This window comes from Propionispira raffinosivorans DSM 20765, from assembly GCF_000381065.1.
Classification (GTDB): Bacteria; Bacillota; Negativicutes; order Selenomonadales; family Selenomonadaceae; genus Propionispira; species Propionispira raffinosivorans.
In genome coordinates, this window is sequence record NZ_KB905840.1 from 196,431 (window position 1) to 216,719 (window position 20,289).

General features: G+C 37.0%; 22 protein-coding genes and 2 riboswitches. Of the genes, 18 read left to right on the plus strand and 4 right to left on the minus strand.

From position 1 onward, the window contains the following. The first annotated feature begins 8 nt into the window (after positions 1-8). From F606_RS0102525 to dhaL, 10 genes are all read left to right on the plus strand, one after another. Positions 9-1,517: a BglG family transcription antiterminator gene (locus F606_RS0102525; protein WP_019552292.1), complete on the plus strand. Its 1,509-nt coding sequence runs from the start codon at positions 9-11 to the stop codon at positions 1,515-1,517. 12 nt (positions 1,518-1,529) lie between these two features. Next, complete coding sequence (locus F606_RS0102530) at positions 1,530-1,988, plus strand: PTS sugar transporter subunit IIA (RefSeq protein ID WP_019552293.1); 459 nt, start codon at positions 1,530-1,532, stop codon at positions 1,986-1,988. 96 nt (positions 1,989-2,084) lie between these two features. Continuing rightward, positions 2,085-2,396: a PTS fructose transporter subunit IIB gene (locus F606_RS0102535; protein ID WP_026329205.1), complete on the plus strand. Its 312-nt coding sequence runs from the start codon at positions 2,085-2,087 to the stop codon at positions 2,394-2,396. Positions 2,397-2,429: 33 nt separating this feature from the next. Beyond that, complete coding sequence (locus tag F606_RS0102540) at positions 2,430-3,506, plus strand: PTS fructose transporter subunit IIC (RefSeq protein WP_019552295.1); 1,077 nt, start codon at positions 2,430-2,432, stop codon at positions 3,504-3,506. 87 nt (positions 3,507-3,593) lie between these two features. After that, positions 3,594-4,463, plus strand: coding sequence for a ketose-bisphosphate aldolase (locus F606_RS0102545; protein ID WP_019552296.1), 870 nt, complete (start codon positions 3,594-3,596; stop codon positions 4,461-4,463). A 27-nt stretch (positions 4,464-4,490) separates the two neighbouring features. After that, positions 4,491-5,531, plus strand: coding sequence for an aldose epimerase family protein (locus F606_RS20380; protein WP_019552297.1), 1,041 nt, complete (start codon positions 4,491-4,493; stop codon positions 5,529-5,531). A 25-nt stretch (positions 5,532-5,556) separates the two neighbouring features. Continuing rightward, positions 5,557-6,246: a D-lyxose/D-mannose family sugar isomerase gene (locus tag F606_RS0102555; RefSeq protein ID WP_019552298.1), complete on the plus strand. Its 690-nt coding sequence runs from the start codon at positions 5,557-5,559 to the stop codon at positions 6,244-6,246. A gap of 93 nt (positions 6,247-6,339) precedes the next feature. Continuing rightward, positions 6,340-7,200, plus strand: a complete 861-nt coding sequence (locus F606_RS0102560) for a sugar phosphate isomerase/epimerase family protein (protein ID WP_019552299.1) — start codon at positions 6,340-6,342, stop codon at positions 7,198-7,200. A 34-nt stretch (positions 7,201-7,234) separates the two neighbouring features. Then, positions 7,235-8,233 carry a dihydroxyacetone kinase subunit DhaK gene (locus F606_RS0102565; RefSeq protein ID WP_019552300.1) on the plus strand — a complete coding sequence of 333 codons (999 nt, stop codon included), beginning with the start codon at positions 7,235-7,237 and terminating at the stop codon, positions 8,231-8,233. Between the two features lie 8 nt (positions 8,234-8,241). Continuing rightward, positions 8,242-8,892: a dihydroxyacetone kinase subunit DhaL gene (gene dhaL / locus F606_RS0102570; protein ID WP_211210013.1), complete on the plus strand. Its 651-nt coding sequence runs from the start codon at positions 8,242-8,244 to the stop codon at positions 8,890-8,892. A gap of 246 nt (positions 8,893-9,138) precedes the next feature. On the opposite strand, the gene F606_RS0102575 is transcribed toward dhaL, so the two are convergent. After that, complete coding sequence (locus tag F606_RS0102575; RefSeq protein ID WP_019552302.1) at positions 9,139-9,633, minus strand: hypothetical protein; 495 nt, start codon at positions 9,631-9,633, stop codon at positions 9,139-9,141. A gap of 182 nt (positions 9,634-9,815) precedes the next feature. On the opposite strand from F606_RS0102575, the gene F606_RS0102580 reads away from it, so the two are divergent. From F606_RS0102580 to F606_RS0102595, 4 genes are all read left to right on the plus strand, one after another. Further along, a complete protein-coding gene (locus F606_RS0102580; RefSeq protein WP_019552303.1) occupies positions 9,816-10,649 on the plus strand; it encodes a deoxyribonuclease IV in 834 nt (277 codons plus the stop codon). Positions 10,650-10,942: 293 nt separating this feature from the next. Beyond that, positions 10,943-12,139, plus strand: a complete 1,197-nt coding sequence (locus F606_RS0102585; RefSeq protein WP_019552304.1) for an MFS transporter — start codon at positions 10,943-10,945, stop codon at positions 12,137-12,139. A gap of 56 nt (positions 12,140-12,195) precedes the next feature. After that, positions 12,196-12,654 carry a MarR family winged helix-turn-helix transcriptional regulator gene (locus F606_RS0102590; protein WP_019552305.1) on the plus strand — a complete coding sequence of 153 codons (459 nt, stop codon included), beginning with the start codon at positions 12,196-12,198 and terminating at the stop codon, positions 12,652-12,654. Positions 12,655-12,766: 112 nt separating this feature from the next. Further along, positions 12,767-13,342 carry a class I SAM-dependent methyltransferase gene (locus F606_RS0102595; RefSeq protein ID WP_019552306.1) on the plus strand — a complete coding sequence of 192 codons (576 nt, stop codon included), beginning with the start codon at positions 12,767-12,769 and terminating at the stop codon, positions 13,340-13,342. Positions 13,343-13,394: 52 nt separating this feature from the next. Here the strand turns inward: F606_RS0102595 and F606_RS0102600 are convergent, their stop codons facing one another. Beyond that, positions 13,395-13,868: a hypothetical protein gene (locus tag F606_RS0102600; RefSeq protein WP_019552307.1), complete on the minus strand. Its 474-nt coding sequence runs from the start codon at positions 13,866-13,868 to the stop codon at positions 13,395-13,397. Positions 13,869-14,017: 149 nt separating this feature from the next. Beyond that, complete coding sequence (locus tag F606_RS20385) at positions 14,018-14,488, minus strand: phosphate-starvation-inducible PsiE family protein (RefSeq protein WP_019552308.1); 471 nt, start codon at positions 14,486-14,488, stop codon at positions 14,018-14,020. Between the two features lie 230 nt (positions 14,489-14,718). Between F606_RS20385 and F606_RS0102610 the strand changes: the two genes are divergently transcribed. The 4 genes from F606_RS0102610 (at position 14,719) to F606_RS0102625 (ending at position 19,259) form a co-directional block, all read left to right on the plus strand. After that, entirely contained in the window at positions 14,719-15,090 is a 372-nt protein-coding gene (locus tag F606_RS0102610) for an ArsR/SmtB family transcription factor (protein ID WP_019552309.1), read from the plus strand. A 15-nt stretch (positions 15,091-15,105) separates the two neighbouring features. Then, on the plus strand, positions 15,106-16,746 hold the full coding sequence (locus F606_RS0102615) for an FAD-dependent oxidoreductase (protein WP_019552310.1): 1,641 nt from the start codon (positions 15,106-15,108) through the stop codon (positions 16,744-16,746). Positions 16,747-16,807: 61 nt separating this feature from the next. Beyond that, the gene (locus tag F606_RS0102620) at positions 16,808-17,449 is read left to right on the plus strand and encodes a hypothetical protein (RefSeq protein ID WP_019552311.1); all 642 of its coding nucleotides are present in this window, start codon (positions 16,808-16,810) and stop codon (positions 17,447-17,449) included. A 67-nt stretch (positions 17,450-17,516) separates the two neighbouring features. Next, positions 17,517-17,592, plus strand: a riboswitch (glycine riboswitch). A 3-nt stretch (positions 17,593-17,595) separates the two neighbouring features. Continuing rightward, a riboswitch (glycine riboswitch) is annotated at positions 17,596-17,675 on the plus strand. Between the two features lie 201 nt (positions 17,676-17,876). Next, positions 17,877-19,259, plus strand: a complete 1,383-nt coding sequence (locus tag F606_RS0102625; protein ID WP_019552312.1) for an amino acid permease — start codon at positions 17,877-17,879, stop codon at positions 19,257-19,259. 105 nt (positions 19,260-19,364) lie between these two features. Here the strand turns inward: F606_RS0102625 and F606_RS0102630 are convergent, their stop codons facing one another. Then, on the minus strand, positions 19,365-20,261 hold the full coding sequence (locus F606_RS0102630) for a dihydrodipicolinate synthase family protein (RefSeq protein ID WP_019552313.1): 897 nt from the start codon (positions 20,259-20,261) through the stop codon (positions 19,365-19,367). Positions 20,262-20,289: the final 28 nt, after the last annotated feature.

Genomic DNA, 20,289 nt, shown 5'->3' on the forward strand with positions numbered 1-20,289 from the left:
ATATAAATATGGTACAAGAATTCTTGTCGACACGTGAGAAAAAAATTTTGACAGCCTTATTAAAGGCAAATGCTTATCTTACTAGTGCTGAATTATCAGAAATATTAAATGTTTCTGATAAAACCATACATCGTGATTTGCAATCAATAAGGTATAAATTTGGCTGCCAAAGTATAGTGCAACATAAGCGTGGTAAAGGATATTGTATAGATCCTATTAGCGACATAAACACTGTTTTGGGTTTGTCAAAACAGCAGGCAGGCTTTTTTGGTATTGATGTTGAGATGAGGCGCAGGAATATTATGATTTTGTTATTGTTACAGGCGCCAATAGAAACATCAATCAATAAATTAGCTGAGATTTATTTCATTAGCAATGCATCAATTGTAAATGATTTAAGCATTATAGAAGATGAGTTGAAACAATATAACTTATCTCTTGTACGATCACACAATGGAACTCATATAGATGGCAGTGAGCATAACATTCGTAATCTGTTGATGCAAATGTTTAATCAATTTCCTATGAATAGTGCGCAGCCCCTGCTATATGAGAATACAGATACAGCAATGGACCATGATTTATATACGTTTTTTTCACATAAGGATATAAGTTTTGTTAAATTATTGCTGGATCGGGTAGAACAGATTTTATGCGGCAAAATAAAGGATCCATATTATATCAATATATTTACACATGTTTTAATTCTTATTAAGCGTTTAGAAAATAATGAACATACGGTAAATAAGGGAAATGACGAGAATGGAAATTATAAAGATAAAGTTATATTTAATTGCACATCGATGGTTGTTCAGAAAATAGGAAAGTATATGAATCATACCATACCTACAAATGAATTTTTTTACATTTACCAGTATCTTTATTCATCACGTATAGATCCTGAAAATGACAATAATCAATTAAAATTGGAAGAAAATAATGATGAAGAGAAAGGTTTTGTGAATGATTTATTGAAACGCGTGTCGACGGAAGTGAAAAACGATTTTTCAAATGATTTTAGTTTACAACAGGCATTATTGCTTCATATTAGACCGCTTACAAAACGTATAGAAAGTAAAATATTTATTTCGAATCCGCTTAAAGATGATATAAAAAGAGATTTTCCCCAAGTATTCAAGGCAGTAAAACAAGCCTTAGAAAAACAAAACTTAAAGCTTGCTTTTCGAAATTTAAGCGATAACGAAATAAGCTATATCGTAGTATATTTTCAGTCTGCTTTAGAAAAAAAAGCGCAACAGAAGCGAGTTGTAATTGTTTGTTCCAGCGGTGTCGGAACATCACATTTATTAGCGGCACGTGTCAAACGCACCTTTCCCGACTGGGAAATTGTTGATATTGTTTCGGCAAGCAGAGTACAAAAATTTAGCCCCCATCAAGTTGATATTATTCTTACTACGGTAAAACTTGAAAGACAGAATATTCCGTCTATTCTTGTGAGCTCTATATTTAATAAAATCGATGCAGTCAAAGTAAAGCAAGCTTTAAATCTAATTTAGGAGGAACGAATTATGAACATTGAAACAATTTTGAATGAAAATTTAATTAATCTAAATATGGAAGCAAATACGAAAGATGAAGCCATAAAGGAACTTACAAATTTACTATACAAAGCTGGCAATGTGAAAGATGGAGACGCCTTTATAAAAGATGTTTATAACCGCGAAGCGGAAGGAAAGACTGGTTTAGGCAATCATATTGCTATTCCACATGGTAAGTCGGATGCAGTCAATGTTACATCAATTGCAGTTGGAAGGACCAAGAATGATTTGATATGGGAATCTTATGATAATTTACCGGTGCATGTAGTTATTTTATTTGCAGTAAGAAATGTTGACAAAACTACAGTGCACTTAAAGTTGTTGTCACAAGTTGCAATTGCGTTATCGGATGAAGAGATATTTGATAAATTACTTACTACAAATGATAAGGGCGAAGTGATTTATTTATTATCGAATAAAATACAGTAAAAATGAAAGGAGAGATACGTATGTTTATACCTGGCTTTGTATGATTAAATGTTCAGAAATTGCAGACTAAAAAAAGAAGAAAGGACAGATGAAACCATGAATATTATTGGAATTGCGGCATGTGTTGCGGGAATTGCCCACACGTATATTGCCAAAGAAAAACTGACAAAGGCTGCTGAGAAAAGAGGCCATACAATTCATATAGAAACGCAGGGACAGATTGGCACAGAAGATGAACTTACTGCTGAACAGATAAAAATATCAGATGTGGTTATTTTAGCAGTAGATACATCGATTAAAGGACGTGATCGTTTTGCAGGAAAAAAGATAGTCGAGGTTTCCACAGAGGTAGTAATTCATTCAGCCGGAAATTTGATTAAGCATATTGAAGAGAATATTAAAGCTTAGTTTAGTAAGAAAAGTTGAAAGGATGATATTATTTTGAAAAATCTAAATATAAAGAAAAATCTAATGACAGCAATATCTTATTTGATTCCATTTGTTTGTTGTGCTGGTATGCTGATGGTTATCGGTAACATTAGTGGAGGACAGGGCATCAAGGATTTTAATGGAAGTATGTCGGTCGCAGATGTTTTATTTACGTTAGGTGGAGATGGATTAGGCCTTTTAGCGGTATTTATTTCGATGTTTATCTCTTATGCTATAGCTGATAGAGCAGGTATTGTACCAGGTTTTTTACTTGGTATCTTATGCAAGGAATATGGTTATGGATTTTTAGGTGGGCTTTTTGCAGGGTTTATGACAGGCTATTTAGCAAATTATCTTAAAAATGCAATTAGGCTGCCTGCTTGGTTTGAAGGAATTAAACCAATGCTTATACTGCCGTTTCTTACGACATTAATCGTTGCGCTTCTTATGCGCTATGTGGTGGGAATTCCAATTCATGCTTTACAGGATTTCATAGGTTATACGCTCACTAGCATGCAGGGCGGCTCTATCATTGTACTTGGAATGGTTGTTGGTATATTGTCAGCTGTTGATTATGGTGGACCAATTAACAAGGTTGTATTTGTTTTTTGCTTAGGTTTAGTTTCAGAAGGCTACACGACGCCGATGAATGCTTTGATTTCTGCTTCCATGATTGCACCATTAGGTCTTACTATTTGTTATTTTTTGAGTCGGCTGTTTAAACGCGACATATTTTCTGATGAAGAAGCCAATGCTTTGAAAAGTGCATTTATTATGGGATGCTGCCAAATTACAGAAGGATCTTACCCGATTATTCTTAATGATTTAATACGAATTACAATTTGTACAGCGATTGGTGCTGCGGTAAATGGAGCACTGGTATTCTATTGGGATTGCACTAACCCCATTGTTTGGGGAGGATTCTTTACGCTTCCAGGGCAAAATCATCCGGGACTTTGGGTTGCAGCGCTGCTTATTGGTTCATTGGTATTTTCTATAATTTGCCTTTTGTTAAAGAGAAAACCAGTAACAAAAGAAAATGACGATGAGCAGGAATTGAATTTATCAAATGTTAAGATTTCGGGTTAATCAATATTCAATATTATTATATAGTGATTTCATATAAAGAATGGAGATGTGCTCCCCTTATATGAAATCCGAAAGGGGATTTTAATTATGTTAATATCTATGTCAAAAATGCTTAAGGTTGCCAAAAAAGGTCATTTTGCGGTAGGGGCATTTAATGTTTCTTCCAGCATGCTCATGCGTGCTGTGATTGAAGAAGCAGAAGCTACGCAAACACCGGCAATAATTGCAATTCATCCAGATGAGCTGCAATTTATTACCAATGAATTTATTGCTTATGTATTGGAAAAAATTCATAGAAGTCCAATCCCCTTCGTTTTGCATCTGGATCATGGTGGGTCGCTTGCAGATGTGGAACGGGCGGTACATGCTGGCTTTAATTCGGTAATGATTGATGGTTCAAAACTGCCATATGAGAAAAATATTGCTTTAGTTAAGCAAGTTGTTGATTTGATGCATCCAATTGGTGTAGCGGTTGAAGGCGAACTTGGAACGATTGGCGATACAGGCAACTCTATTGAAGGTGGTGCGACGAAAGTAATTTATACAAACCCAGAACAGGCCGTGAATTTTATTGAAAAAACAGGTGCTGACTCTTTGGCCGTTGCGATCGGCACGGCACATGGTATTTATCCAAAAGGGTTTAAGCCTGAGCTGCAAATGAATATTTTACGAGATATTGTAGAACGTACGGATTCACCGCTTGTTCTTCATGGAGGTTCAGCGAATCCAGACAATGAAATCGCACAAGCGGTTACGATAGGCATCCAAAAAATTAATATTTCCAGCGATATTAAGCATGCATTTTATGTAAAGTGTCGTGAAGTATTAAAAAATCAAGAATTGCGTGAACCTAATCAGATTTATCCAGAATGTATTGAAGCTACTAAGCATGTAGTTAGACAGAAAATGCAATTGTTTAACTCTATTGGTAAAAGTTCTAACTATTTTGCCGAGTAGTAAAAATAGTAAAAGTGGTGAAACGGATTGATAACGAATCATAAGATTGGACAATTTAAAGGGAAAGATGTATATGCATATACTTTGACGAATCAAAATGGCATGTCATTAACAGCATTAAACTATGGCTGTGTAGTAAAAGAAATTCTGTTTATGGATAAAAACAAAAAAAAGAGAAACTGTGTACTCAGCTATAAAGACATTGAAATGTATGAAAAAAATCCAATGTTTTTAGGAGCGACTATAGGCCGTGTTGCGGGCAGAATTAAAAATGCGGAATGTATTTTACCAAATGACAAAAAATGTATTTTTGAAAAAAATGATGGAAATCAGCATCTTCATGGTGGAGAAAACGGCTTTTATCATCAATTTTGGAATGTACAAACAAAGAGTGAGAATGGAAGAGAACATATTATTTTTACTCGCAACGAAAAGGCGCATGACGGTTATCCGGGCAATTTGATAATTTGTGTTAGTTATACTTTAGATGATCGAAACACATGGACTATAAACTATCATGTTGAATCTGATGAAATTAGCTTATGTAATATGACAAATCACAGCTATTTTCATCTCGATGAGGATGATACGATTGACAAACATCTATTATATATTGATGCGGATCAAGCTCTGGAAGTCGATAAAGAAACAATGGCTACAGGAAAATATCTTTATGCTAAAACAGATCCTGTTTTTGATTTTTTGTCTCCTAGAGAGATCGGAACATATTTTTCTAAAGGTCATTCACAACTTTCGCTGGTTGGAGGAGGATATGACCATGCGTTTCAGTTAAATAAAAAGGAAAAAGATGAAATTAGGTGTTATTCTTTAAAAAGCCGGATAGAAATCAGCGTAAGAACTACGGAAGAAGCCGTCGTTGTTTATACATGTAACAATGTGGATCCAACTGTACAGCTGGAAAACGGAGAAGCACGTCGCTATGGCGCGATAACGTTGGAAACGCAAGCACTGCCAGATAGAATCCATAGTGATAAACCGGGGCTGATTATTGTTTATCCTGACAAGCCCTATGATAGTCAGACAACCTATACATTTTCATTAATTTAATCATAAATTTTAGGAGGATTTTTTTATGAAACGGTCAGAAATTAACCATAGTATTGCATATATTATACAAAAAGTGCAGGACTTTAAGATTCCATTACCACCATTTGCATTCTACTCATCGGAAAATTGGAAGAATTTAACGAAAGATGAACGTGAGCTTGTAGATACGATGTTAGGATGGGGCATTACTGATTTTGGTAAAGGTGATTACAATAAATGTGGACTGGGAATCTTTACTTTTAGAAATGGCAGTCAGTCAGATCCTGAGACATATTCAAAGGTTTATTGCGAAAAATTATTATTTGTCTTGGATGGGCAGATGTTACCATATCATTTCCATTATTCAAAGATGGAAGATATCATTAATCGTGGTGGTGGTACATTGGAGATTACATTGTATAACTCCGATGAAAAAGAAGATTTTGCTAAAACAGATGTTACGGTTACTTTAGATGGTAAACAAATAACGGTTAAGGCTGGTTCTAAAATAATGCTTGAACCAGGGCAAAGCGTTACTCTTTTGCCGCATCAATATCATTCGTGGAAGGGTATTGCTGGGACTGGTGATATTGCTGTATTTGAAGTATCAAAGGCAAACGATGATAATCTTGATAATCATTTTTATGATAAAACACCTTGGGTTCCACATGTAGAGGAGGATGAACCTATTCAATATTTGGTTTTTGATGATTATAAGAAATATGTCCAATTTTAAAATTTACTTATTTTAAGTACCTGCCATGTAGTATGAGCTTTGAAAAAACTTATATCACATGGCTATGCTTTTATCATATAAGGAGGAATGAATATGCAAATAGGAGTAGATACATTTATTTGGACGGAAGTATTTACTGAAAAAGATTTGTGGATTATAGAAAAAAGTGAAAAATTGGGATTTGAGGCAATTGATTTTGCTATTGCTCATCCAGAAACGTTTCCTACAGAACAAGTAATAGCAGAATTAAAAAAGACAAAACTCAAACCTGTAACGTCGACAACCCTAAATGCAGAAAATAGCCTTATTTCATCTGATCCTGCAGTACGGAGAAAAGGGATTGAGTCATTGAAGCGGCTGGTCGATATAAATAAGCTAATTGGGTCTGAAATTCTTGGTGGTGTAAACTATGCGGGTTGGGGCTGCCTTACAGGAAAGCCGCGTACAGAAGAAGAATGGAATCATTCAGTAAGTGCTATGCGCGAAATTGCTGAATATGCTATTCAAGTACATCCTAAAATGAAAATTTGCGTAGAGCCCGTCAACCGTTTTGAGACGCATTTTATCAATACGGCAGAAGATGGTGTAAGATATTGCAAAGCTGTAGGAACTGGAAATATGGGGGTACATTTGGACTGTTTCCATATGATTAGAGAAGAGACAAGCTATACTGAAGCTGTAGAAACTTGTGGAAAAGAATACTTGGGCTATGTACATGTTTGTGAAAATAATAGGGGAATTCCAGGTACAGGACTTGTGCCGTTTGCGGAATTTTTTACAGCATTAAAAAAAATAGGTTATACAGGACCGTGTGTAATTGAATCTTTTGATCCCGGATTTGAAGAATTAAATGCGCAATGTGCAATTTGGCGAAAATTTGCAGATACTGGCGAGGAATTAGCAATTAAAGGTTTGGCTAATTTGAAGAAAATTGCTAAGCAAGTAGGAGCTTGAACTATCAGGTAAAATTTAAAGGAGAGGAGGAAATATGGTGCAGAGAATATTAAATGATCCTGATAACATTGTAGATGAAATGATATCCGGTTTTTTGAAGACACATAAAGACATCGTGGAAGCAACGGAGAATAACCGAGTAATCAAAGCAAAAAATATTCCGAAGGATAAGGTGGGTATTATCACCGGAGGTGGCAGTGGTCATAAACCTGCTTTTATTGGTTATGTCGGAAAAAATATGTGTGATGCAGTTGCAGTAGGGGAGGTCTTTTCGTCACCGACTGCAATGGCTTTTTTAGATGCGGCGAAAGCCGTAGATCAGAAAAAAGGCGTCGCCTGTTTATATGGAAATTATTCAGGTGATAATATGAATGTAAAAATGGCTATAAAAATGGCTATAAAACAGGGCATAACAATAAAAAGTGTTATAGCGAATGACGATGTTGCTTCTGCCCCAAAGAACCAGAGAGAAAAGCGCCGGGGGGTAGCAGGCGAAATCTTGATGTGGAAAATAGGTGGTGCTAAAGCGGCACAGGGTGGCAATTTAGATGAAGTGATAGCGGCAGCGCAAAAGGCTATCGATTCAACGCGAAGTGTAGGAATTGGTCTTTCTCCTTGTACTTTACCAGCAGCGGGACATCCTAATTTCGAAATAAAACCAGGTATGATGGAAATGGGTATTGGTCATCATGGGGAACCAGGGATGGAGATATGTCCATTGAAAACAGCGAAGGAAATTGCTGAAAAAATGATCAATATTGTTATACCAGACTATCCGTTTAAAGAACAGGATGAGGTCGTTGTTCTTGTATCTGGTCTTGGTGCTACGCCAGTCATGGAACTCTATGTTTTATACAATGAAATCGAAAAACTCATTAAGACAAAAAATATTATAATTTATAAAGCTTATGTGGGTAACTACTTTACATCACTTGAGATGAAGGGAGCTACTTTGACTATAATGAAATTAGATCAAGAATTAAAAAAACTTATTGATATGCCAGCTTACACTATGGGGCTCAAGCAGAAATAGGGGTAAAGATGATGAATGTATTTGAAAATAAAAAAGGCAAAATCATTTTGCTTAAAATGGTAAAAACTATTCAGGAAAATAAAGTGTATTTGGGTGATCTGGATGGGCTTATCGGTGACGGAGATCATGGGATGAATATGAATAAAGGGTTTTCGCTCTTCGAAAAAAGATATTGTAAGAATGATTTTAGATTCACGGATGGACTGAAAAATCTGGGAATGCTTCTTATGAATGAAATCGGCGGGTCTATGGGACCAATTTATGGAACTATTTTTACAGGAATGGCCGAAGCCAGCGAAAAATTGGAAACGATATCATTGAAGGACTTTAGTGAAATATTGGAAGCTGGGTATAATGGACTTATGGAAATTGTTGAAGCGAGAGCTGGTGATAAAACCTTGGTCGATACGCTTTTTCCAACATTAAAAAGTCTAAAAACAGATGTGGTGTTAGGCGTAGATTTTGTTGTCGCACTGGACAAAATGAAAGCCGCTGCAAAACAAGGCAGCGAGTCAACAAAAGATATGGTCGCTAGATATGGTCGCTCAAGCAGACTAGGTGAAAGAAGCAGAGGCGTACTTGACACTGGATCGGTCTCTTGTTATCTGATCCTGGCAGCTATGGCAGATGGAATTAAGGAAATATTAGAAGAGCTGTAACACAAACGTTACAATGATTTTACAATTGAATTATAGTGCGTTGTTTAGCAATTAGGGAATAAAGAATGGAATGGTCAGGATAAAGTTGGTAATTGCACAGGATCAATACAGAATAAAGTTTGATTTTAGATTACTTATTAAGAAGAGAGTAAAATCAGATTGAATTAGTTCATTTACATGGGTAAATATTGGTTGTGGGCACTAAAAAAACCGTAGCAGTTTTTCGCTGGTACGGTTTTTTGTTTTTTATAATAAGAGTAATTGTTTTTTCCAATAGGTTAAATCTACATCACTAAGGGGAAGCTCAATGGGGGTGGGATTGCCTTTGTACTGGAAGGATATTTTTATTTGTTTTGCTGCCGCAATTTCTTTTTGGATTTGCGGTGGGAAGGCGACGATTAGATGGTTGGTATATTTGAAGCTATTCACATTACTGAAATCTTGGAGGGAATAAGTAGGTGCTTGCGATGCTGTTTCGAAGGCATCAAGCTGGTATTCTTTCCCATCAATGTCAATTCGACAAAAACTTTCGAGTGGCTGTTTTGAGAATCTAAAATCAAGCAGCGACAAAGTTACTTGACTGATCTTGTTTGTGGATGGATCAATGATACTGCGGAAATCAATATTGCAGTAGGCTGACAGATTGCTGGCGGAACGGTTGTCGTAGGAGCTGCGATAAGCAAAACTTCCTAAAGAAGCAAGAATCAGGATGATAATGAGGGTTCTGATAAATTTACGCATGAAATACCACCTTCAGTATGATTTAAATCGCCAAATGTAATGACGTTCGTCCGATGTTAAAAAGAATAGTATATTTATTTTATCATAAACCAGTAGATTTGCGGTTGAATTTGTTATAATAAATGCAGAATATATTATATATAATGCAATTTATATAGGAGAGCAGGAGGGAAAGCTTTTTGATGAAGATAGGTTGTCATTTGTCGGTGGCAAAAGGTTTTAAACATATGGGAGAGGAAGCGCTGCAGATAGGTGGTAACACCTTCCAGTTTTTTACTCGTAATCCTCGCGGCGGGAAGGCCAAAGCTCTTGATTTGGAGGATTTGAAACAGTTTAAAGAATTGGCGAAAGCCAATCAATTCGCTACGATTCTGGCACATGCACCTTATACATTAAATGCGTGTTCGGCAAGTGAAGCGACTCGGCAATTTGCCTGGATGATGTTCGCGGATGATTTGCAGAGAATGGAACAGATTCCCGATAGTTTCTATAACTTTCATCCAGGAAGTCATGTTGGACAAGGGATAGAAGCTGGTATCAAGTTGATTTCAGAAATGCTCAATCAAAATTTAACGGCGGAGCTAAAAACGACGGTGTTGCTTGAAACTATGGCGGGGAAAGGGAGCGAAGTTGGCAGTCAGTTTGAAGAATTACGTGAAATTATAGATCGGGTTCAATGCAGTGATAAACTGGGCGTTTGCCTTGATACTTGTCATGTCTATGATGCCGGATATGATCTGGTGAATGATTTAGATGGTGTACTTGAAAAATTTGACCAAATCATTGGTCTGGAAAAACTCAAAGCCATTCATTTGAATGATAGTAAGAACCCGTTTGCCAGCCATAAAGATCGACATGAAAAAATTGGACAGGGATCAATTGGCGAGAAAGCAATTTTTGCTTTAATCAACCATCCGCAGTGCCGAAACTTGCCATTTTTTTTGGAAACCCCCAATGAATTATCTGGTTATCAGGCAGAAATCCTTTTGTTAAAGAATGCCTATCGGGAAGTTTGAGCAGGCATATTTGCGGTACATATAGATAATGAGCTTTTTTGAAAAGAGCTCATTTTATTTTTTGATGCGATTCATTACAATGAGACGGGCACTTCTTTCATTGACAGCTTATTTTTTTTGCAGTATAATCAAATACATTGATTAACTAGTTCACTATTAATTTAGCAGAGCATAAAAACTGCTGGCGGGATGTAGCTTCATACTTAGGAGATTTTTGTATAAATTTTACTTAATAGTTAACTAGTTAATTATTAAGGTAAGAAGCTTAATAAGCTTAGTTAAAGGAGAAGAATATGGAAAAGATAAATTTATGGACAAAAAATTTCATCGCTTTGGTGTGTTCTAATGCATTATTATTTGGAGGCTTTCATATATTATTGCCGACACTGCCGCTTTATGCTGCAGCTAGCGGAGCGACCGGAGCAGAAATTGGTATTATTACCGGAGTGTTTGGTTTTTCAGCTATTTTTATTCGGTTGTTTACGGATTTAGGGGTTAGTACAGTTGGCAAGAAAAATTGTTTGTATTTAGGATTAGGTATATCCGTTTTTTGCACAATTGGTTATGCACTCTTTAATTCGGTCAATGAGATGATTGCTTTGCGTGTTTTGCATGGGTTTGGCTTTGGCTTGACAACGACTTTTTCAGCGGTCATTGCCGCCGATATTATACCAGCTTCGCGGCGCGGGGAAGGTATCGGTTATTTTGGCTTGGGGAGTACTGCAGCCATGGCTTTAGCACCGGCAGCTGGTGTACTGTTGATTACGGATTATGGCTTTGGACCAATGTTTTTAATTGCTGCTTTGGCGTCTGGCTTGGCTATATTGGGAACAAAATTATGTACGGTGCCAAAGCTTGTCGTAGATGAAAAAAAACAAGCGGTTACGATATCGTTAATGGATAAGTTGTTTGAAAAAGGAACAGGGATGCCAGCCCTGCTCACGATGCTGTTTGGGATTAGCTACGGGAGTATCAATACCTTTATTGCGATGCTGGCACATGAAGCCCAGATACCGGATGCTGGATATTTTTTTATTGTGGGAACTTTATGCGTGTTTATTTCACGACCAATTGGCGGCCGTATTTTTGATAGTAAAGGTGCAGCTTGGATCATACTGCCTGGGGCTGTTTTATTATTTGCGGCATTGCTAGTTCTGATTCAGACGACAACTTTGACTATGCTGCTTAGTGCTGCGGTTTTATATGGACTTGGGGGTGGATTTTTGCTTCCGGCATTGATGACATGGATGCTGAATTTGGTAAGACCGAGCCGCCGCAGCGGAGCAAGTGCTACTTTTTATAATATGCTGGATGTGGGAACGAGTGCTGGGGCGATTGGTCTGGGAGCGATTGCGGGGGATGTTGGTTTTATCAATATGTATAAGTATTCAGCAGGAGCAATGGTATTGTTTTTGAGCTTATTTATCTTGCAGTGGATATTAAAACCAAAAAAGCAAGCTGTGGTCGAAGTAGAAGAAAATGTGGATTGATTTTGCAAAAAAATTGCATTCTGTTTGATTGTCTGTTATAAATTAGACAAGAGGGAGTGATTATTATTCAGACAATTGAGCAAACGGGAAATTTAGAAACGTCGGATCGATTGATGCATCAACTTTATCAAACGACACGTGCTATATCAAAAAATTTAAATTATTTGTTAGGTGAATATGGGGTTTTTAGTTCAGAGTGGACAATTCTTAAAATGATTAAAGAGAAGGGCAATATGTCACAAGTTGCCTTATCTAGCTATTTGAATATTGAACCGGCGGCCATTTCGAAAAGTCTAGTTAAATTAGAAAAAAAAGGCTTTGTTGAGCGTAAAATAGGTACGGACAAAAGGGAGAAAAATATATATTTGACGGCAATAGCCCTTGAGCAATATCCAATGTTAATTAAAATTGTAGAAAAGCATCGAGAACAAACATTGGCTGCTTTATCACAATCACAGCAACAGGAACTTATTGTTTTATTGAAAACCATGTATGGAAATACGCTTGCTAAATAAAAGAAAATCAAAGGATTGTATGGCTATAGCGTGCCAGAGATGATATGATATTATTATTTGCAGTCAGGGGAATTTTAAATTATTTTAAATGAACTTAAAGGAATGATATGATATGGTCCATAAATTTAATCCAGCCAATCAGCATAAATTGGATAATCCTGAACGTCGTAAACTTCTGCCGCCGGAAGAAACTTTGTCGCGGTTTGGTTTAGCGGAAGGCGACAGCATTGCAGATATTGGTTGCGGCACGGGCTATTTTACGTTATCGGCGGCTCGCGTAGTAGGTACGCAAGGGAAAGTCTATGCTTTAGATATTATGCCAGAAATGCTTGAAATAGCCAGGGCTAAAGCCAAAGAGAAAAATTTCAAGAATATAGAATTCATTCAGACGAAGGAAACTGATTTTATTTTGCCGGATGCAGCGGTAGAGCGCGCCTTGGCTTGTTTGGTTGTTCATGAAGCAGATGACCCAATTGCTTTTTTTCAGGAAGTGAAACGGATTCTACAAATCGGGGGGCATTTTTACATTATTGAATGGACTCGACAGGAAAATAGTAAAATGGGACCACCGCTGGAACATCGAATTGATGGTAAGGCTTTATCTACTGTACTCGAACAGGCTGGGTTTCAGAATGTGGAACAGTTTGAACTTAATTCAGAAATGTACGCAATTATAGTTAAAAAATGATACATAAAAACAGCCACAGGATTCTTAGATTGAAGAGTCTTGTGGCTGCTTTTTAATTATACAAAATGCTGATGTCAAAGGATTGGTCAGTGGCTGTATAAAGTGATAGGATTGTATGGTTGCCAATCCAGGTACAAGTCGTATGATTTTTCGTTTGAACAATACTTGGCGCCCCATAAAGATTCGTCAAATAATCCTGTATCGTTGCAAAGTCTGCTATAGCTAAATGACTCATGAACATTGCTACATAGCCTGTGGAGGCTAGTCCTTTGATTTCGACATATGGGGGAATCATTTTGTTTGGGAGGTAATCATCATATTGATAGGCGTATACATCAAGAACCGTGTAGGTGTTGATGCCAGAATCATTAGGAATATCAATAAGTTCCAGGCTGGGCATTAGGGTTATATCTGTTCCCCAGTTAAAGCCGCCAGCACCAGATGGAATATTGAGCGAAGATGCTTGTGTTATAGTCGTGATTTGTAAAAACATCAGCATAAGAATCATACACATAACTTTTTTCATGGTAAGGACCCTCCTTTTATTTGTGATGCGAATCCAATACTTTTTGTTCTTTTAGTATAGCAGATATTTGGAATGAAAAATTATTCTTCATGAAAATAAACGCTCTGTAAATGTTTCAATTACAGAGCGTTTATTATATACATTGTTCTTTAATTGGCAGGAGTTTTAAGTGGATTTTTCATTGAATTTGGCGTGTGCAAAATCCAATAGACGATACCAAGTACTAACAGGCTGACTAAGTACACACTGGCGTCCATCAAAGGTACGCCTTCCGTGCTGATGACCAGTAATTTACGAACAAATGCCGCGATGGCAACTTCAATAAAAATGGAAACTTGTATTCGTTCTCCCATAAGAGAGCGAACCTCGGAATGCAAGAGTTCAGATAATGTCCATAAAACTAAAAGTGAACCCAATGCATGGATGGTACCTGTAGCTAAATTGCCATTGAAAAAAATATTATAGATATCAGTGGCAAAAATGACAAGTGTGAGTATAACTGTGATCATGAGTGCGATGCTAAATAGAACATGCAGGGCTCGAATGAAGTGGTTGATATATTTGGCAATGATCATTTCAAATTGATGACTTTCTTCTAGTTGATTTTTGTTAAAATTCATAGCGTATCCTCTTTCATAATTATTCTTATTTAATAATAATTAAAAATTTATTAGTATTATTATAGTTCATTTTATGATATTTTTCTACTGCTTCGTTTTCTATTTTAGTGAATCGGTAAGATTCTCTGTTGTTTTGGATGTTTTTTGTTGACTTTGTGATGATAAATATTGTAGTATAAGCGTATAATCGTATAAGCGATTATACGCTTATACTACAATGAGGTGTGCGGATGGAAAATTTAGTAGATGTTTTAAAAGCATTATCGGATGAAACGCGACTGCGAATTTTGAATTTATTATATGAACAAGAACTTTGCGTTTGCGACGTGATGGAAACTTTACAGATTTCACAGGCGAAGGCTTCGCGTCATTTAATTTATTTGAAAAATGCGGGATTGATCACCGATCGAAAATATGCACAGTGGGCATATTATTCTTTGCTAAAAACGACAGATTTAAAATTTATTGATCATTTGATTTATGATACTTTACGAAACTTGCGTCTCTATCAGCAGGATTTAGAAAATCAGGAAAAATGGCGGATGGGTAAAGCCGATTTTTGTGATCGTTATGAAGTCAAACAAAAGCACTTTAGTATATGAGGGAGTGATATTAAAATGAGGATTATTATTATAGGGTCTGTGGCGGCAGGAACATCAGTTGCGGCGAAAGCGCGCCGCAATAATTTAGATGCTGAGCTTGTCATTTATGAAAAAGACCAAGACATTTCATATTCCGTTTGTGGCCTGCCTTATTATATTGGTGAAGACTATATTGAAAGAGGTCAGCTAAGTCCCCGAGATCCACTTTGGTTTAAAAAACGCTTTGCAATTGATATTTTTACGGGGCATGAAGTTTTGAGCTTAGATGTACAAGATCAAACATTGCAGATTAAAAATTTGCAGACGGGTACAGTTTTTTCAGATCAATATGATGTTTTGGTTTTAGCAACAGGGGCAAATGTTGTATCTCCGCCGATTGAGGGTAAAGATGCTGATCATGTATTTTATTTGCGAAATATTGTGAGTGCCGATAAAATCAAAACATATATCCAAGATAAAGAGCCAAAGACCGCGGTAGTTGTTGGTAGTGGTTTCATCGGACTTGAAATCGCTGAAAACTTGAGTCGAAAAGGTATGAATGTTACGGTTGTTGAAGCGCTGCCAAAAGTTATGCCGTCTTATGATGATGAAATGTCGATTCGCATAAAACAGGAATTGCAGGAACATCAGGTTCAGGTATTTACCGAAGAAAGAGTGCAGGTGATTGATGCCTTGACTAAAACAGTGCGGACGGATCGTGGCCGCGTGCTGCCAGCAGATTTAGTGATCCTTTCCGTTGGCGTCAAACCAGCGGTAGAACTTGCTCAAAAAGCGGGTATAAAACTGGGTGTTACGGGAGCCATTGCGGTTGATGCACGAATGGAAACTTCAATTTCAGGTATTTATGCGGTGGGAGATTGTGCGGAAAGTTATTTACTGATTGATGGCAGACCGTGTTATCGACCAATGGGGTCAACGGCAAACAAAATGGGCCGGATTGCTGGTGATGTTATTACCAGTGGCGATTTGACGTTTCGTGGCGTATTAGGTACTGGTATTGTACAAGTTTTTAATTTAAGCTGTGGCCAAACAGGCTATACAGAAACAGCCGCTAAAAAAGCCGGCTATGATGTAGAAGTTATTCATAATATAAAGCCAAATCAGACAGAGTATTTTGCCGGAAGTTCAGAACTAATCATTAAGGCAGTCGCCAATAGGAAAACACAAAAACTGCTGGGTGTGCAAATTATCGGTAAACAAGGTGTAGATAAACGACTGGATGTGTTTGTGACGGCTATTACATTTGGTGCAAAAGTCGGTGATTTGGCACATCTTGATCTGGCATATGCGCCACCGTTTGCTACGACCAAAGATCCGGTACTTTATACGGGCATGATACTAGATAATGCTTTGCAGCGTGGTCGAAAAATCATTACAAGCAAGACGCTTATGAACGATCGGGAGTCTTATACCGTCATTGATGTGAGAAGTAATAAAGACTTTGCTAAAGGTCATATTGATGGTGCTATCAATATACCATTAGCGGATATTCAAAACCAAGCAGGACAGTTTGACAAAGAGCAGGCTATAGTCGTTCATTGTAATAAAGGTGTAACGGGGAATGCAGCGCAAAATGTATTAATTAACCTGGGATTTTCCAAAGTATATAATCTTTCAGGTGGTTATAAGGAATATAAAATTGAGCGGGATTTGTAAATACACGATTGTCATATAGAATATTAAATGCAATTTATAGAGAAAAAAGGTGGTGTAATATATGATTACAAAATCGATTTTAAATCCAGATTCGCTAGTGGTTATAGATGAATCCAGTAAAATGTCTTATTATGGCTGCGACCAAGATTGGTATAAAACACAGTGGCAGCGCGCTTCTGGCTGTGGACCATCCGTGGCTTGCAATATTATGTTTTATTTGACGAATCTGGATAGGGATAGAATGCCAAAAGAAAATTGGCTGAAGCGTATGGAAGAAAGCTGGCAGTATGTAACACCGACGGTGCGAGGTATCTCGTCGAGCAAGCTTTTTTGTGAATTGATGGCAGATTATATCGATGCCAAGGGTTTGAATTTTGATTTTTCGCGATTTGAGGTGGCGGCGGTGCCTGCTTCGAGACCGCCTATCAAGCAACTCTTTCACTTTATTGAGGTTGCATTGAGCAAGGATATGCCAGTCGCATTTTTGAATTTATCGAATGGGAAAGTCGAAAATCTCGATTCATGGCATTGGGTAACGGTTGTCGCCATTTCTTATGAAGAAAATGGCAGTGCTGCTTTTGTAAAAGTATTTGATAGTGGTGAATTGAAAACGATTGATTTATTACTATGGTATAAATCCACAATCTTAGGTGGTGGTTTCGTGTATTTATCCCCTAAAGAAAAGGCACAGGTAGCTGTTTGAAGTTGACATTTCTTAAAACGGATGATAAAGTATGTGAGTATATCACAAATTGAATATTGAATTTCGTATGAAGATAATGGGAGAGCGATTTTAGAATCCGCCGAAGATGTTATGCTTTCAGGCAAAAGGACCGTTATTGGACGAAACTCTGGAGAGCCTCAATAGAGCACCGAAGGAGCAAGCTGATTTTAATAAATCAGTGAATCTCTCAGGTAAAAGGACAGAGCAAATTAATTGTTGTATTTTTTGAGGCCAAATTTATATGTTTGGCCTCTTTCTGTATTTTTGCGAGAGGTCTCCATTCATGTATGGAGGGAAGTATGTGAGTAGTTTAGCTGTAAATTTATAACGGAATTAGAAAAGTTTTATGGGTAGCTGTAGTTATAAAATTCTAAAATGGTAATATTTCGAAAGGTGGAATCTATATATGGCAGAAAATGAAAATTTATCGAGAGGATTAAAAAATCGTCATGTACAATTATTGGCGATTGGCGGTGCCATTGGTACGGGATTATTTCTAGGTTCAGGCAGGTCCATTCATTTGGCAGGTCCATCTATTTTATTTGCGTATATGATAACCGGGGTAATTTGTTTTTTTGTCATGCGTGCCTTGGGCGAATTGTTGCTCTCTAATTTACAATATCGTTCTTTTGTCGATTTTGTTCGTGAATATCTGGGAAATGGGGCGGCATTCATTACGGGCTGGACTTATTGGTTTTGCTGGATTTCCCTGGCAATGGCTGATGTAACGGCGGCGGGGCTTTATATACAATATTGGTTTCCTGATATCGCGCAATGGGTACCAAGTTTGATCATTTTGATCATTTTACTGCTCATGAACCTTACTGCCGTAAAATTGTTTGGTGAAATGGAATTTTGGTTTGCCTTGATTAAGGTTATAGCGATTGTGTCTCTCATTGCAATCGGCCTTATTATGGTTTTTAAAGTATTTTCTACTGATGTTGGTGTATCGAGCTTTACAAATCTTTGGACGCATGGCGGTTGGTTTCCAAATGGGGCGGGTGGTTTTGTCCTTTCGTTTCAAATGGTTGTATTTGCGTTTACAGGTATTGAGTTAGTAGGTTTAACAGCTGGTGAAACGGAAAATCCAGAACATGTTATTCCACAAGCGATTAACAACATTCCAATTCGTATTATTCTTTTCTATATTGGTGCCCTTTTTGTTATTATGAGTATTTATCCATGGAATTCAATCAGTCCGGATAAAAGCCCGTTTGTCCAAGTCTTTGCTGCAGTCGGAATTGGCGCTGCCGCAACGATTGTAAATTTTGTTGTACTGACATCCGCGGCATCGGCTTGTAATAGCGGTATTTTCAGCACGAGCCGGATGGTTTATTCGCTGGCCAAAGAAAATAATGCACCAGCAGCCATGAAAAATTTAACCGTGAATCATGTGCCGGCGAATGCAACAATTTTTTCCGCTATTGTTATTTTGATTTCTGTTATTTTGAACTATATTATGCCGGAAGGTGTATTTGTCCTCATTACGAGTATATCAACCTTTTGCTTTATTTTTATATGGGCAATGATTGTTATCTGCCATTTGAAATATCGTAAAAATAATCCAGCTCTTGCGGCTAAAAGTAAATTCAAAATGCCGCTCTATCCCGTTATCAACTATATTATTTTAGCTTTTTTTGCTTTTGTGCTTGTAGTATTGGCATTCAATGAAGAAACAAGGGTAGCTCTCTTTGTAACGCCGGTATGGTTTATGGTGCTTGGTGTGATCTATAAGATTATGAAAGTAAAAGAAAAAAATCAAGAAGATCGTCAAAGTAATTTGGCTTAAAAATAGCTCCAGAAATCTCTATACAAAAAAGCTCTGCAAAATTTTGCAGAGCTTTTTTGCTAGTTTTTGTTATCACTAAAATATGTTGTATTCATATCGGTTTTATTATTGCTGTTTATGAGCTTCGGTAAGGATGTTTTTAATGTTTTGATATTGTGTATTTGTTACCTGGACGGCGGGACCCTTTGTATACGCAGACATTTCAAGCCCGTTTGCTTTCACAGCAGCTTTGATTCCAGTGATAAATAAATCGGTTGTATCGTAGAGTTTCATAAGGGTAGATACTTTCTGGGCACATGTTTGAGTTGTAATAAAATCTTTATTTTCATAAGCCGTATGCAATGTGGTAAATAATGATGGGTCAACATTTGTTAATCCGCATAAAACACCATCACCACCTGATATTCGGTTCACCAAGTAATATTCGTCGAATCCAGACAAAATTGAAAAATCAGGACGTTCGGGTTTTATTTTTTGAATTAATTTTCTGGTATGGCTGATATTATCAACCGTATCTTTAATGCCTACAATATTTGGGTATTTCATGGCTAATTTGTATACTAAATCGGGGGTTAAATCATTGCCTGTTCTGGCAGGAAAGTTGTATAACATAATAGGAATGTCGACTTTTTCGGCAATTGTACCAAAATAAATTTCAGCAGCCGTATCTGTCGGTCCAAAATAATAAGGCGATACAGCAACGGCGGCATCAGCACCAGCAGTTTTAGCATACTGGGTCAGCTCAATTACATCCTCCATTATAGTTCCACCGACGCCAATCATAACAGATACTCGTTTATTCACTGCTTTTATGGCAAAATCAATCATTTGTTTTTTTTCGTCCAAGGAAAAAGCAAAAAATTCACCGAGACTGCCGAAAAACAAAATTCCATTAATTCCATTTTTAATTAGATTATTGATATGTTTTTCCATAGCCGGAAAATTGAATGTTCCATCTTCGTGTAAAATCGTAATACTTGGTGTATAAATACCTTTAAACATAAGTAGCCCTCCTTAAATTTTGTAGGTG

Bases quoted from the DNA above. Each gene is read 5' to 3' on its own strand.
- F606_RS0102560 (WP_019552299.1), top strand. From the start codon at position 6,340: ATGCAAATAGGAGTAGATACATTTATTTGGACGGAAGTATTTACTGAA.
- F606_RS0102625 (WP_019552312.1), top strand. From the start codon at position 17,877: ATGGCAGAAAATGAAAATTTATCGAGAGGATTAAAAAATCGTCATGTA.
- F606_RS0102545 (WP_019552296.1), top strand. From the start codon at position 3,594: ATGTTAATATCTATGTCAAAAATGCTTAAGGTTGCCAAAAAAGGTCAT.
- F606_RS0102585 (WP_019552304.1), top strand. From the start codon at position 10,943: ATGGAAAAGATAAATTTATGGACAAAAAATTTCATCGCTTTGGTGTGT.
- F606_RS0102555 (WP_019552298.1), top strand. From the start codon at position 5,557: ATGAAACGGTCAGAAATTAACCATAGTATTGCATATATTATACAAAAA.
- F606_RS0102565 (WP_019552300.1), top strand. From the start codon at position 7,235: ATGGTGCAGAGAATATTAAATGATCCTGATAACATTGTAGATGAAATG.
- F606_RS0102575 (WP_019552302.1), bottom strand. From the start codon at position 9,633: ATGCGTAAATTTATCAGAACCCTCATTATCATCCTGATTCTTGCTTCT.
- F606_RS0102535 (WP_026329205.1), top strand. From the start codon at position 2,085: ATGAATATTATTGGAATTGCGGCATGTGTTGCGGGAATTGCCCACACG.
- F606_RS20385 (WP_019552308.1), bottom strand. From the start codon at position 14,488: ATGAATTTTAACAAAAATCAACTAGAAGAAAGTCATCAATTTGAAATG.
- F606_RS0102630 (WP_019552313.1), bottom strand. From the start codon at position 20,261: ATGTTTAAAGGTATTTATACACCAAGTATTACGATTTTACACGAAGAT.
- dhaL (WP_211210013.1), top strand. From the start codon at position 8,242: ATGATGAATGTATTTGAAAATAAAAAAGGCAAAATCATTTTGCTTAAA.
- F606_RS0102525 (WP_019552292.1), top strand. From the start codon at position 9: ATGGTACAAGAATTCTTGTCGACACGTGAGAAAAAAATTTTGACAGCC.
- F606_RS0102620 (WP_019552311.1), top strand. From the start codon at position 16,808: ATGATTACAAAATCGATTTTAAATCCAGATTCGCTAGTGGTTATAGAT.
- F606_RS0102580 (WP_019552303.1), top strand. From the start codon at position 9,816: ATGAAGATAGGTTGTCATTTGTCGGTGGCAAAAGGTTTTAAACATATG.
- F606_RS0102600 (WP_019552307.1), bottom strand. From the start codon at position 13,868: ATGAAAAAAGTTATGTGTATGATTCTTATGCTGATGTTTTTACAAATC.
- F606_RS0102615 (WP_019552310.1), top strand. From the start codon at position 15,106: ATGAGGATTATTATTATAGGGTCTGTGGCGGCAGGAACATCAGTTGCG.
- F606_RS0102610 (WP_019552309.1), top strand. From the start codon at position 14,719: ATGGAAAATTTAGTAGATGTTTTAAAAGCATTATCGGATGAAACGCGA.
- F606_RS0102530 (WP_019552293.1), top strand. From the start codon at position 1,530: ATGAACATTGAAACAATTTTGAATGAAAATTTAATTAATCTAAATATG.
- F606_RS0102595 (WP_019552306.1), top strand. From the start codon at position 12,767: ATGGTCCATAAATTTAATCCAGCCAATCAGCATAAATTGGATAATCCT.